This window comes from Paenibacillus sp. alder61 (genome assembly GCF_020179875.1).
GTDB classification, from domain to species: domain Bacteria; phylum Bacillota; class Bacilli; order Paenibacillales; family Paenibacillaceae; genus Fontibacillus; species Fontibacillus faecis.
The window spans coordinates 37,481-51,981 of the sequence record NZ_JAIUDG010000022.1 but is presented as its reverse complement, the minus strand read 5'-3'; the positions used below and the strand labels follow the sequence as shown (position 1 = coordinate 51,981).

General features: G+C 53.9%; 7 protein-coding genes. All 7 read right to left on the bottom strand.

Translation table 11 applies throughout. From position 1 onward, the window contains the following. Positions 1-169: 169 nt before the first annotated feature. On the bottom strand, positions 170-1,231 hold the full coding sequence (locus tag LBW89_RS21225) for a glycoside hydrolase family 105 protein (RefSeq protein WP_170287192.1): 1,062 nt from the start codon (positions 1,229-1,231) through the stop codon (positions 170-172). Position 1,232: 1 nt separating this feature from the next. Then, positions 1,233-1,790 carry a cohesin domain-containing protein gene (locus tag LBW89_RS21220; RefSeq protein WP_148457549.1) on the bottom strand — a complete coding sequence of 186 codons (558 nt, stop codon included), beginning with the start codon at positions 1,788-1,790 and terminating at the stop codon, positions 1,233-1,235. A 72-nt stretch (positions 1,791-1,862) separates the two neighbouring features. After that, positions 1,863-6,176, bottom strand: coding sequence for a CARDB domain-containing protein (locus LBW89_RS21215; RefSeq protein WP_225040256.1), 4,314 nt, complete (start codon positions 6,174-6,176; stop codon positions 1,863-1,865). Between the two features lie 23 nt (positions 6,177-6,199). Then, entirely contained in the window at positions 6,200-11,089 is a 4,890-nt protein-coding gene (locus LBW89_RS21210) for a sugar-binding protein (protein ID WP_225040254.1), read from the bottom strand. A 28-nt stretch (positions 11,090-11,117) separates the two neighbouring features. Next, complete coding sequence (locus LBW89_RS21205) at positions 11,118-12,005, bottom strand: carbohydrate ABC transporter permease (protein ID WP_225040252.1); 888 nt, start codon at positions 12,003-12,005, stop codon at positions 11,118-11,120. Beyond that, positions 12,005-12,919, bottom strand: a complete 915-nt coding sequence (locus tag LBW89_RS21200) for a carbohydrate ABC transporter permease (protein ID WP_225040250.1) — start codon at positions 12,917-12,919, stop codon at positions 12,005-12,007. The genes LBW89_RS21205 and LBW89_RS21200 overlap by 1 nt, the downstream gene beginning before the upstream one ends. 134 nt (positions 12,920-13,053) lie before the next feature. Then, positions 13,054-14,487, bottom strand: a complete 1,434-nt coding sequence (locus LBW89_RS21195; RefSeq protein ID WP_225040248.1) for an ABC transporter substrate-binding protein — start codon at positions 14,485-14,487, stop codon at positions 13,054-13,056. Positions 14,488-14,501 lie beyond the last annotated feature (14 nt).

Here is a 14,501-nt window from a genome sequence, read left to right as displayed (position 1 = left end):
ATTAACGCAAAAGGAAGGCGTTTTGTTCCATTCCAAAAATAAGCTTCCTGGATATATAAATATCCGTCTCTAGTGTGGCGTTCCGTTAACGGCAACAACCCCAATCCGTCAGGATTGAGGCTGTGGGTGTATGCCCCTAAAATGGAACTATCGAACGAAGCCGCGAAATTCAAGAACGCGTGCGCTCATCGTGCAGTGTAGTGAGCAGCATCAGTACCAGCCCTTGCCCGTATAACGTAGGAAAAACAGGAACCCGATTGTAATCATCAACCGAAGCGAGCACCGGGGTCCCCCCCGATACGCCCGACACCCTTCCGTCCGCGCCGATTTGCGCACTTACGCCTTCCGCCGCATTCAGCGCGCATTCGCGGAACGAATCGTCCAGCAACCCTTGGCTTATACCGTGGATTATACCGCAGGCGATACCGGCGCTTCCCGAGGTTTCCGGTACGTAATCTGGGCGGTCCAGCACGGTCGGCCACAGCCCGTCGTCGCGCTGTACCGCTCGTATCGCTTGCATCATCTCCCGGTAACGGGTTCCGATTTCTTGAGGAACTTCGCACAAACCCTGGATCTCCCGGTAAATCATGGGCGTTCCCAGCGCCATCCAGGCGTTTGCCCGGGTCCATCTCGCGGCCGACATGTGGGATTTTAAAGAACAGTTATATCCGTGGAAAAACAAGTTCGTTTCGACATCCTGCAGCAACCGGTAATGTACCAAAAGCTGACTTGCGGCTTCTTGCGCATAATGTTCGTCCCGGAACAAGCGGGCCGATCTTGCAAGAAACACGACCGCCATAAAAACGGTGTCGGCCCACACCTGCTCGCGGAACGCTTCGCTCTCGGTCACCGTATGCTCGAACGCGCTTTCTTTCGTCCGCGGGGCTCTTTCGATGAGCCAATCGGCGATCTTCATGGCCGTTTGCTTGTAAGATTCATCGGCGGTAACTCGGAACAGATCCGGATAGACCGCAAACGGCGCCACTGAATTAATCACCATGCTTCCACCATGAAACGGGGGCTCATTTTGATTGACCCAGCAGACGATTTCGTTCAGAACTTCACGGCGATCCGTCACCTTAAAATATTCCATCGCCGCTAGGATCGCCACGCCGGGATTCCAATCCCAACGGTGAATATTCATGGCCCAATCCCGCCATGGGTGGTCTCCCCACTCCTCCTCATGGCTGTGCATCATGTAACGGTATACCGGCTCAATTGAGGTCGCCAACTTAACTCCCCCCATCCCGCCGGCCTTTTCCTGCATTTGCAGCGGGATCTTTGATCGAAATTTCTACGACAGGTTCCTCGGCGGAACTCAACTGAATTTCCCGTGGGACCGCATCGACGGCTTTGATCTCCTGCAGAGAAACCTCCGCGTTTCCGCTGGTCAACGTACGGAAGCGGAACTTTGCCAGCGGAAGGTTTTCCTCTGCATCCTCAGGCAGCGATTTTCTAGTGGCCGCGATTTGGATTATTCCGGTTTCCGGATCGTTCTTGATCACCCAAGCCTGGAAAGATTCGGAGATTTCCACGCTGTTCTTGCCGGGTAGCTCAAGAAGATCCGGGTCGTAGACAAGTTCGAATTGGATGCCGAACAACCCCGGAACATCCTGGGTCTTGACGGATATGTCCACGAAGGAGCCTCGCTTCAACACGGCATCCTGGTCTTGCAAAAACAGTTCGATTTGGCTTTTCGTCCTTCCCTCGGCCTGAACAGGATTTGCGGCCAAGGCGAAACATGCCGACAACATCGCTAAACACGCCAGCCCGGTCTTCACTGCTCTCATACGGCTTCCTCCCAGGATCCCCTGCAACTTCCGTCATTATCGGCGAAGCCGCAGGGGAAATCATTATTAGGTTTATTCGGACTGCAGGATTTGAAGAGCTACGTAACTGAGATCCTCAATGTCGATGACGCCGTCCCGATTGACGTCGCATGCCGCCTTGTAGCCCTCGTCTCCGCTTCTCGCACCAAAAGCTTTCGCGACCAGCACCAAGTCGTCAATGCCAACCTTCCCATCCCCGTTGACGTCGGCCGCCAGGAGCAAGAGGGTCTTGTGAATCGGCGATTCAAGAATCGTCCGCTTCCCGGTGCTGTCGGAATAATCGGAGCCAGCCATCAGCGTTAATTCAAATTCATTCAACGGTTTCAGCCGATTGAAAACGAGCCTCAGCAATCGAGCATCGCCATCTACCCCCGATTCTCCGTCCAGGGCGGTTCGGGTCCCGACGATTCTCACCCTGTCCACTCTTTCTTGGAATGTCACGTAGGCATGTTCTCCGAACTCGTCATTGGCCTGGGCGCGGGTCAGCTTCAGTTTCTCCCGATCATAGTCCAGATCAAATACAAATCCATACAAGTCCGATGCCTGCGAAGCCTTCAGATCCACCACGACCTCTCCGTTCTGTCCGGGTGCCGCGCCTATGAATTCAAAGTCAAACGAAGTGGAGTCGCCGGGACCCGGAACCTCGTCTTCAATCGTTTGAACGCGCACTTGGTCGATCCACAGTTCCGAATTCCGGTTCATAAAGCCAACCGAACCGCCCGTGATGTCCGAAATCTGCTTCGTTTCCATAATCAGTCGGCCATTGATCGACAAGGAAATGACATCGCCTTCCCCGCGAATTTTATAATCGTTGTATTGGTTGAAATCGAAATCGGGAAGCTTGGCAGCAATCGAAACCGGCCCGGACAAATTGATAAAGCCTTGTTCGGAAGTATATTTCCAGAAGGAAACCTCGTTGGTGCGGGCGCTAAATTCAAAAAATGAATAAGCCTGCACGTTGGCGAACCGGACGAGGGCCCGCATTTGCTCGCCGGAACCGCCACCGGTTGTACCGACTGAGTACCTGGCTTTAAAAGAAAAATCATAATCCCGGTTCGTACGTTCGTAATCGGTCCACGCCGCGGATTTTGCCACTTTACGGACCGGATTTCCGTTAGTCGCCGTACTCGTTCCCTTCATCACCATCGAACCGACCGCAGGATCGTTCGCATGAGACCAGCTGCCAACGCTTCCGCCGCTGTCCCACTTCGTGACGATGTCGCCTTCGAAATCGTCCGCGAACAGCTGGCGCAGCGCTCCGGCCACCTCGATCGAACGATCGTATCGATTGTTGCTCTGATCCGGTTCCCGCCAATCCACGGCTCGGACCGAGACGGATAGCGAGTAGGTTCCTTCAGCTTCAAATTTCCAAGGTTCACTGGACACCGTAACTGTCTCGCCTGCGGCGAGCTTATCCGCATGGACGATCGTGGAAACGGGATTGCCGTTCAAGCTGAACACCACCTCAAAACCTCCCGGCGTATCGGACAAACCGGCGTTTCGAACCTTTGCCTTGAAGGTGACCTCTTGGCCGGCTTGAGGAGTATCCGGTACGGTTCCAACGCCGGTCACGGACATGTCAGGTTCCGCTTCCGGTGTATGGATGGTCCAATTGTCAAAATCATATTCGCTGGTCTCCCCGTCATGCATCAGCGTAAAGATTGGGCTTCCCACCTCCTGACGCATAAACGGATTGTCGATGAGCGGCCACGATGAATAATCGACGGGTTCCCCGTTAACGCTTCGTTCCCCGTTGAAGGTCAGGCTTAACGTATCCCCGGCAAGCGAATGATAGACGACAGCGGGATTCGCATTCTCCAACCCGGCGGCATCCACCTTCGTGCCGGCTTTGATGGCTTCCCTGAAGCGGGCGAGTTCGCTAGTCCGCCGTTCGTCCGCCGTCATGCTGTCATCCCCGGCTTCGGCGTAGTCCCCCGGTTTGGCCGTCTCCACGATCACCGCATTCTTCAGGCCTTCGCTGCGAAGGACGGGGATGACCAGCGGCCCGACCGACTCTTCGGCCCAGCTGTAAGGCTTGATGATTTTGACCGCCAGCAGCACGTTGCCTTCATGCGCAAAGATCCAGCCGCTTGAATCTTCCACCGTCTCGATGACGCCGGACGGCAGCGGCCCGGCGATATACGGCTTCGGATCGCTCGCCGGAATATGGGTCACGGTCAGCAGCGTTCCCCCATGTTGAAGCACCTGCTCGTATGGCGTGGCTCCCGACTGCAAGGCGCCGTTTTTCGGATGAGATACATAAAAAGTGCTGAAAGCGTCCTCCGATTTCCATCTGACGAACCACCGTCGCAACTGATCCGACCATCCTAAGGTGCCGTAACCGTCAAATTGGCTTGCCACGCCGTAATGTTCATCGATGTAGGTGGTCTTTCGGTACCCGTGCGGCCAGTTCAGTTTGCTCGATGGATACTGATCATGACTTTCAAGATTCGTATAAGGCTCGCTCCGTTCAAGCGCCGCCGCTCGAATCCATTCCGGCACACGGTAAGATGAGACAGCCGCAATTACGGAATACATCCCTTCCGGATAATTGAGTTCATTATTAAGAAGACGCGGCCGCTCTTCTCCGCCAAGATACAACCAGGCCATAGTCGTTCCGGCGGCGCCGAGTTTGGGGCTCATCCCCATATAATCGCGAACCGTGGAAGATACCCAATATCCGTCAACCCATTCCGCGGCCGTATTGGCGATCATCCAGTCCAGCGCCATTTTGGCCTTTTGCTTCATTTGCGGATCGTCGGCCAGATCATGCAGCATTAACAAACATTCGACGTAAAGCGCCCAGTACGTCGTGGAGTCGTATTCCTTCATGCCGTACTTGACGAACCGCTCCAGCATTTCGCCGATGTCGCGTTCGGCGAACGCCTTCGTCGCTTGCGCCTGGCTCCAATCCGGCCAGGTCTGGGCTACCAGATAGCCGGCCGTCCGGAATTTGAGAAAGTGATTCTCCGTACTGCCATTATTGGAGTAGTCTGCGGCAAGCATATTGGCTTTTACCTTCTCTCTGAGCGATTCCGGATACAGATGGCCGTATTTCAAATAACTGTCGATGTTGGCCGTGTAAAAAAACATGGACGCACCGGCGGGGTTATTGTTAATACTGGATATATATTCCAAGCCCTGTTCGACATCAACGCCGAGCGCAAACCTCGCCTGGGCGTGGAAAACGGCTTCCTTCACCCACAGCGTCCGGTCCGTCTGCGTAGGTTCGCTCGTGGCGAGAGTTTGCAGAATATACTCTGCCCGTTCTTCAAACTCGGTCCGCTCCGCAGCCGGCTGCCGCACGGCAAAATAGTCCACTTTCGCATTGTTCCGGTTGTCCGTTTCCTGAACCTCCGCGCTCACCTCGGCTTGTAAGGCGTAAGTGCCCAAGGAAGCCGTCCAGGTTGTCGTTCCCGTCACGGTTACCGTATCGCCCGGTCCCAGACTCCCGGCATACACCGCATCGGTTACCGCCGTATCGTTGACGGCCGGATTTAAAGTGAACGTCACCAGGATGTCCGAATCCGTCACAACCCCCGTTCCTTCATTCCGGATCTCCGCGCTGAATGCGACTTCATCTCCCGGTTCGGGCACGGATGGAGCCAGGTGAACCGAGGATACCGAAAGGTCGGGCAACTCCGGCGGAACGTGATTCGGATCCTGATACACTTCCAGCTCGGCAAATTGAATGCCGTTCGGATTGGAGTTGGATGTTCCGGTGAACCGGACATAACGCAAATCCGCGGGTGCGAATCCCAATTCGACGCGGTGCTTCGGGTCTCTTTGGAACGAATATTTCGCTTCGGGAACAAGCGTCATGTATGTCTCGCCGTCCCGGCTCCCCTCCACGGCAATGGATTGCGTTCGCGCCGTCCAATTCGTTCCCAGGCTCATGGCTATGCCTGCGACCGGATAGACCGATTCCAGGTCGATCGTAATCGACGCCGGTTTGACCGCCGACTCCCACTGCGTGGATAGATCGCCATCGTTCGCGTTGACGGCGACCCGGCCGCTGGAGGAAACCTCGGAAGACGCGGTGATCGGTTTGCCGCGGGCCAATTCCTTGCCCAGTGCCACCGCGGCCGCAGAGGATAGCTCCAATTCTCCGGGTGCAATAACGTTATCCTCTTCCGGCACGTTATTTCCCGGAGTATTTTCTTTCGATACCCTCTCCATCGGGACTTCCTCCTTTAGAAAAATACGTTCCTCTTTCTGTGTTATCAAATCGGCAGGTAGGGCGGCGGCGTTTTCGGAAGAGGCCGCCGCATGACCGGACAAAGGGGGATAAAGCGTAAACAATAGCGATATGACGAGCAGAACAGACCAGTATTGGGGTATTTTCATACATTTCCTCCTCATGATCCTTTTTAAAAGGCTGCTTCCGCCGGAAGGGCGGCAAACTTCTTCGCTTGCAAAATCCGGATAGCGACATAGGAAAGATCGATAATATCGATGCCTCCATCCTTGTTCATATCCAGATTTGGAGCGTAGTTGGCTTCTCCATTCCTGGCGCTGAACGCTTTGGCGATCGCAACAAGCGCATTGGAACGAGGTTCCGACCCCGTAATGGCATAGGAATCCGCCACCGCGAGCGGATAAGTGCCGTCGGAACCGGTCGAAATTACCGCCATGCTGTCGGAGATTGCAACCTGATCCGTGGCCAGGGTCGTGCGGCCATCCTGCTGCCGCGCCGTAAACACAATCCGCAGCAAGTCTCCATCGCCATCGATTCCCCTCACCCCGCCCAGCCGGCTGGCGGCAATGCGCAGCTTGCCTCCGAGATCGGAATGCATCAGGAAGCCATCGCCGTTATCGCCGCCTTCCCGGAAAGGCTCCAACAATTCCATCGACTTGAACTCGAACAAGGTTGAATCATAATCGATTTCCAGCGAAATGCCATAGAGGTCGCTGGCCTCCTCAACCGAAACGGTCAATGCCGCCTCCTCGCCGACTTCCACAATGCTTTTGTCCGCAACCAGCTTGATTTTTGCGCCTTCCGCCGGTGGCCCATTGCCGTCCTCCGCTTTCACCAGCGTGAACGCGTCATAAGCTCCGGGATTTTTCCCGTCCGCCAATCCCTTCGTCCATTGGATGAAATTATCCCGTCCCATCTGATAGTCGGCGTCGTTTACCGCGAGGTTGTAGCCGATAGCGTTGCCTTCCGTAAGTTCGAGATGATGGATCATACTGGCCGGGAGCGCGATTTCATAATAGGTCGTCTTCTCCTTTTCATCACGGGTTATGCGGTACGGAAACCCTTCGCTGACATTGCCGTTCGGATTCGGCGCGCGGGAGAAGAAGATATTCGCCAGGTGACGTCCATCGTCATGATGCGCAAATCCCCACTCCATGTCGTCGTTGTTATAAGAAGCCGTACTGTCCCTTAATGGGTCAACGGAGAATTGCAGGGAATCGTTTTTCCATAGATTAGGCGCATCTTCCGAATTTTTATGAATATCGTCCTTCACCTCCACCGCAAGGTACAGATTGTCGTTATCCCACATGGCGTAGGCTTTCGCATCCAGGTTCGCCGGATCGTATCGACCGGTCTGATTCCGCTTCGCCCCGCGCAGGTGCACCGGATAGGCGGCCTTCCAATCGTCCAGAATTCCGTCGATGACGGGGGGCTGAGGGCTAAACCTCACAAGCAGGAAGTCAAGCGGCACTTGCTCGCGCAAGAGCACGCGCCGGCTGTCCGTTTCGGTAATGATCAATTCACTCATGTACTCGTGGTAATCCGACTTCGTCCGGTAATTCCACTGAAATTGCATCGTGATCGACCGGTCTTTGGCCAGATTGGTAAACGTATCGCCGGCCAGCGGCTGAAGTTCTTCCCCATCCGGGCCAAGTACCGTAACTTTACCGCTCTTCGGGGCTTCCGAGGAGCCTGTGATTTGAACGGTAATGTTCCCCAACTCGCGAACATCTTCGGTCACGGGCAAAATTTCGGCTTGTATCGTATCCTCAACGCGGAAGTCGAGTTCGGCCGAGTCGATCGGTTCGCCGTTTCTTTCAACAATAACCTTCGGCTGGTACTCACCGGCAACCGCGCCAAACGGCACCTTAAGGGGAACATCGAATCGGAAAACTTCCTGAGGACCCATGTCCGCTGACAAATCAGGTATGGCCTCCCAGCCTTCCGGCACTTGGAAACGGACGGTCACTTGCTGCTCCTGCGCCGTATCGTTCGCTACCGTCCCCGTTATCGCGCTTGGACCGCCCGGTTCGCCCGATCTTCGAATAGGCGTTACATTCAACCATACGCCAACGTAGACGGGTTTATCGGCTTCAAGAATTTGCCGAACCGTACCGGAAAATTCGCGCGCAAGCAAACCGTATACATAACTTTGGGGCGTATTCCCGCGCGAAGCGTGTTCCTCAGCCAATCGCCCATAGCGGTTCGCGCGCATTAGAGCGACCGTGGAAACCGGCAGCAGCTGGTCCTCCCCTTTAACTGAGGTGTAGATTTGGTTTGCGCTCTGCAAGTTTTCCTCATAAGCGGGCGTTCCGTCTTCCACCCCCACCGATGCCTTCATGTAAATCAAGGCCTTGGCTACCGATTCGGCGTAATAATAGAGAGATTCCAAGGCGACAAACGTCTTGATCCGCTCCAGCCGGCCCGCTTGAATTTCGTCGGCCATGCTGCTCATCAGCTCATAGATATGGCGGATTCCTTGTTCCGTCAAATCGGCTCTCGCGATGGCATCCCCTGAGGCAACCGCCTCCAGCAAACCGGATTTGATCGTATCCAACCGCCGCATCAGGTCGTCAACGACCGGTGCATTATCCGGCGTTTCCAGTTTCGCGATATCCGTCGAAGCCGCCCGATGATGATCTTCAACCGCCTGCCTTGCGGCCTGAAGAAGCATCTTCTCTCCCGGATTCATCACATAAACCGGGGAACCGGAAACCGGGATATCCAGGCTGCCTCCGTTGACAGTCTCGATCCGCTCAACCCCGTTGATGTCCCGCACCGTGACGGTGTCCCTGTCGGAATTTATTCGGATTTCCGAGGTTGCCGGGTTTTCGCCGGAATCGTCCTTATGGTCAACGGAACGCCATGCGACGACCAATGGCTCGCCGTCTTTCAAAAACACATACACCCGTTCCCGTTGGTCTCCCGTATCGATACGGCCGACGTATTCGGCTTGGTCCAGCGTGGCCATCATGTTGCCTACGGCAGGATAGGCCAGCTTCGGACGTCCGTTCACGTCCGTAATGCCCCAAAACACTTCGTAATAATTTTCATCCGTACCGTCGTTTTTAAAGTTGTAATATTCCCAGGCGCGCACCTCGGGCCGGGTCAGGTAGATCAGAAAGGCCCGGACGATATAATCCCGCTGAACCTCCTCCGATACGTTCGGATAACCGCCTTTCGCCGTCGGCCATCCGCCCTCGGTCAGGTAATAATCCTTCCAACCTCCGTATTCTTCCATCATTTCCCCGATGTCATCGACAAACGCCTCGATCGCACCGTCCGGCATCGCATTGTACACGTAGGGATGCCACGAAAAGGCATCGGCATAATTGTAGGCACCCAAGTCCAGTTCCGCGGGAAGGACGCTTCTGACGCTGGACGTGTGTCCGCCGGCAATGAACACGGAATCCAAATCGGCGGCTTTTGCCGCGATATAGGCCCGTTTCCACTGTTGAACCACTTCATAAGGAATATAGGGTTTTGTGAATAACTCCGGTTCATTAGGTGTCTCGTAGTTTCGGATCTTCCCTTTATATCTGTCGACGCTTTCGGAAACGAAATTTTCAAGCAGCCTTAATCCTTCGTAAGAAGCCGCCTGCTTCGTGTCTTGAATGAATCCGAGGACGGGGATATGGTTTAACCCGAAGCTGTTGATTTTGGAGATATAAGCGTCCGCCTTGCTGTAGTCAAAAATCGGATCGCCAGCGGAATCATAACGTCCGGTAAAAATTTCCGACAAGTTCAGCACGCTCCGGTGGTGCTTTGCGCCCGTCTTGTGCACCGCGTCCATGATGTCGTCACGCCAATTCAAATCATAATGCGTATTAAACCCGAACTTCGATTCCATATCGAGATCGGGCTTACCTTGTTCCGGGAGCTCGCGTACGATAGCCATCCTCATCCGCTTCGTCATTTGATCCATCAACGTCCCGTCGATCGATAGACTAACCCGGACATCATAGGTACCGATCAAATGGGACGGCAAGTCGAAGTGTACCGCTTCATCCACCAAACCGTAAGCTTCCAGCGAGAATTCTTTTTCCCCGGAAGTGATCAGCGCTTTATCGCCGTCCGCCCGGTGCACCGTGTACTCCACCTTATACGTATGCGCTTCAGATCCTCCCGCCAAATATACGTGAATGCCCGCTTGTTCGCCGGGTCCGTAGATACCCGTAAAATTCCCCGCCGGCTCTACGTTATAAACATGGGACGGCTCCAACGGCAGGAGCTCCAATGAATCGATCATTAGGTTGATGCCGTAGACGGTACCGAATTGAATCCTTCCTTTCTCCATCCGGAGTTGATCGAAATCATCCACGGAAATGACTTTTGTTCCGTTGATATAGAGTTCGTGCGTAATACCCGATACGCGAAGTTCATAGTCCACCCAGCGGTTATCCAGAGACTCGTTATACGTGCCAAGATGATAATTCCCGCCCAGTTCGGTTTTTCGCATAATGAAGTACCGCCAATTGTGTGTTCCCCACTCCACCGCGTAGTTGTTGTTTTCATCCTCCATCCGGTAGCGCAATCGCCATACATTGTAATCCTGATTACTGGTCCGTTCGTATTTGGCGCGAAATTTAAGGATAAAGTTGTCTATATTCCGATACATGGGTGCCGATAGCGTGGCCGTGGGGAAAATTTGGCCCACCTTGCCGTTAAGCCGGAGCACCTTCTCGCCGGTAGCAAGCTCCGCTACCTTCGCGTCGCCCCTTACGTTCCAGCCTTCCGGCACCGCACCGACCGGCACGTTTTCAAAATCATTGCTGTACGGCTCAAACGCTAATTGCTCAACTCCGCTTACATTGACCGGGTGGCTGACTGCAACATCGGCAGCCATCATGTTCACGCCTTGAGAACGGAATCCGATACCGCCGGTTGGATAATGGTTGGCGGGATCGGTGGCGGAGATGGCCGACTCTCCGTTAACGAACAGCGGTTCATGGATCATCCGAATAGCCTCTACCTCGGCGGAAACCGACAGCGGCAACGAGCCGCACCATAACACCACGACCATGAGCATGGCGATCGTACGCTTTAGAGCTCTATCCGTCATTTCCCGTACTCCTTTACGCTGGAATGGGTCAGCCTTTAACAGAAGATAAGTTCACGCCTCGGATAATGTATTTTTGCAAGAACGCAAAAATCATGAGCGGGGGTATCATGACGATCGTCAAAATGGCAAATTTCACGTTTTCCTGAATATTGTTGGTTTCACCCGACAGCACATATTTGTAAATGACGGAAGCGATCGGGTATTTTTCCGGACTGGTGATGACCACCCCCGCCCAATACCACTCGTTCCAAGTTTGCGTGAAGCCGAAGATGAGGATCGTGGCGATGATCGGCAGCGACAACGGGAAGGCGATCTGCAGAAAGCAGCGGATCTCCGACGCCCCGTCCATGCGGGCCGCTTCGAATAATTCTTTATGGATGCCGTCGAAGAAGCTCTTAAGCAGCAGGATCCAGAACGCGTTGGCCGCCGCCGGTAGCCAGAACGCCCAGTAGGAGTTGAGCAGGCCGAGGCTTTGGAGGTTCAAATAATTCGGAATCATGTACGTCGCCGAGGGAATCATCAGCGTACACATGAAAAATAACGTAAAGCCCTTGCGAAACGGAATCTTTAAATGCGACAGGCTGAATGCGGCCAAACCGATGAACAGGACAGCGAACAGCATATTGCCCGCAAAAATCAAAAACGTATTAGTCATATGGCGGCCCAGGTCCACATACTTCAGTACATCGCCAAAATTCGTCCACACCCAATCCTTCGGCAGCAAAGACGGCGGAAAGGTGTAGATATCGGTTTTCGTTTTGAACGCGTTAAAAATCGTGACGAGGAACGGATAAATCATCGTCCACGCCACCGCCAGCAGCATGACGACCATCACGCCGTAACCGATTTTGACTCTTCTCCGCCGAAAGTCGTGGAAGGAGATGATCCCCCGCTCCTGATGCGAATCGCCCTTCATTATTCGTCTCCTCCTTTTCTTTGCAACGCATACAACAAGATGGACAAAAGGGTTAGCGAAACGAACAGCAGCACGCCCATCGCCGATGCCTTGCCGAAGGCGAATTGTTTGAAGGCGCCGTCAACAACCATCAGCATATATGTGGTGGTCGCTTCATTCGGTCCTCCACCCGTCATCGCCAACTGCGGTTCGTAGGCTTGACTGTTGGCTATCAACTGCATAATCAACATTAACAGGAAAATATGGCGGATCGACGGCAGCGTGATGTATTTGATTCTCTGCCAAATCCCCGCTCCGTCCATTTCGGCCGCCTCGTATAAATCCTTCGGAATGTTCATGACCGCGGCCAGATAGATCAACGCCGTAGAGCCGAAATAATGCCAGGTGTTCATCAGTACGATGGAGAACATCGCGACCGATTTATCTGTCAGCCACTCTACCGGAGGCAACTGGAAAATCGTCAAAAAGTCGTTGAGCGGACCGATCGGCTCGTATAGCCAACGCCACATCCCGTACAAGGCGACGGCCGGAACGATGTTCGGCAGGTAAACGACGAGCCGCGCGGTCGCCTTGAACTTCCGCAGTTCCGATATGGCGGTTGCCGCTACCGCCGGAACCCAGTAGCCCATAACCAAGCCCAGGAATACGAACCAAAGCGTATTGCCGATCGCCGTAAAAAACGCCTCGTCTTGGATGATGTCCCGGTAATTTTGCAGCCCGACAAACGTATTGCCGCGGATAAAATTGATGTCATGCAGACTGTAGTAAATCCCCATGATGATCGGCTTCCATAAAAAAACACAAAATATCACAATTTCCGGAATCAGAAATAACAGTCCCCAAAAATAAAGCCGCGAATGCTTGAGAAACCGGGTTCCGCTTGTCGGTTTTTGCGCGGCCAGTTGCGTTTTCATGCTCCACCATCCCGCTTCCGTCGTATTGTGAAACCTATCCGACCGGTCAAACATGGAGTTTTTCGGGTTCGGATAGGCCTCATATAGGCTTTAACGACTCCATGGCCGAATCCACGCCTTGCCTACAGGGGGTGCTACAGTTCAATCTTGTCTAGATAGGCGGCTTGCATTTTCTCCGCGCCGTCTTTTAGCAGCTGCCGCAAATCGGCATTTTTATTGCTGAAAATCTCCTGAATGATATTGGTCATGATCGCATAATACTCCTGGGCGTGGAAAGGAGGCTCCGGCATCGCGTTCGAACTGTAGATCTTCATGAATTCGGGATCGTACTCGTAAACGACGCCGGGATATTTGGCGTACATTTGATTCATCCGCTTCGCATATTCCGAATCCAGATTGTAATAAGGCATCAGCTCCGGTATATGCATCTGCTTGTTTTTCTGGCGTTCCTGAATTTTCAGTTCCTCCGTTTCGATCCCGCTGTCCTGGAAGTAATCGTAAGTGATGAACTTGAACGCCATCTTCTGCTGCTCCGGTGATTGCTGCGGGTTGATCACAAAGAAATTTCCACCGGTAATGGCATAGTTCGGCGAACCTTTCTCCATGCTGGGAAGCGGATAAATTTTGGCGTCCTCCGGCGCGAAACCGCTGTCGTTTATCCCCGTGTTCAGCGATCCGGAGTGAAAAATAATACCTAGGCGGCCTTGCTTATACAAGTTCGATAAATCCGGATTGGCCAAGTTCCAGTCCCCCGGCAGCACATTATACTTCCATCTCAAGTCGCGGTACAGTTCAAGCACCTTCAGCCCCGCTTCGGAATTGAACGTTGCCGTCACCTTGCCGTCTTTGACTTCCTCGACGAAGTCGCCAGCCTGATACATGAAGTTCGTCAAATTCCACCCGGCCGCATTGCTTTGTCCGGCTACGGCGAAACCCGCGATCCCTTTGTCCGGGGCATTGATGGATTTCGCCGCTTCGATCATTTCCTCCCATGTCCAATCGTAAGGCGGAAGCTCGGCCCCGTTGTCGCGGAACAGCTTGGCATTGAGGCCGACGCTCATCACGTAGCCGCCCTGCGGGATCGCGTAATATTTCCCGTCCACATGGAAGATATCGAGCAGCGATTGGTTAATCTGATCCTTGTACTCGTAACCGTTCAACAAAGAGGTAATGTCTGCGGCGTAACCTTTATCGGTTAAAATCTTCGCTTCGGTCGCATACGTGTTGTAATAAGACGGCGCCTCCCCCGCAGCCAGCTTGAGTCCCAGTGTCGCCGCCCCGCCGTCGCTGTAGAACCAATCGCTTTTTTCAATGACCACTTGCGGATACTGCTGTTGGAAACGCGCAATCTTGTCATCCATTGCCTTCCGGTCCACTTCCTGGTCAGGCGGCGGATACTGCACGGTGATGGTGACTTGTTCGGATTGCCCCGCCCCCTTCGGATTTTCTTTGACGGTTCCGTCCCCTTCCGGTTGGGCCCCTCCTCCGCCCGCACCGCTGCCGGAGCATCCCGCCAACGCCAGCATGAACGTAAGCGCCAGCAGCATGAAGATTTTAGCCTGTTTCATTTCTTCTTGCCCCT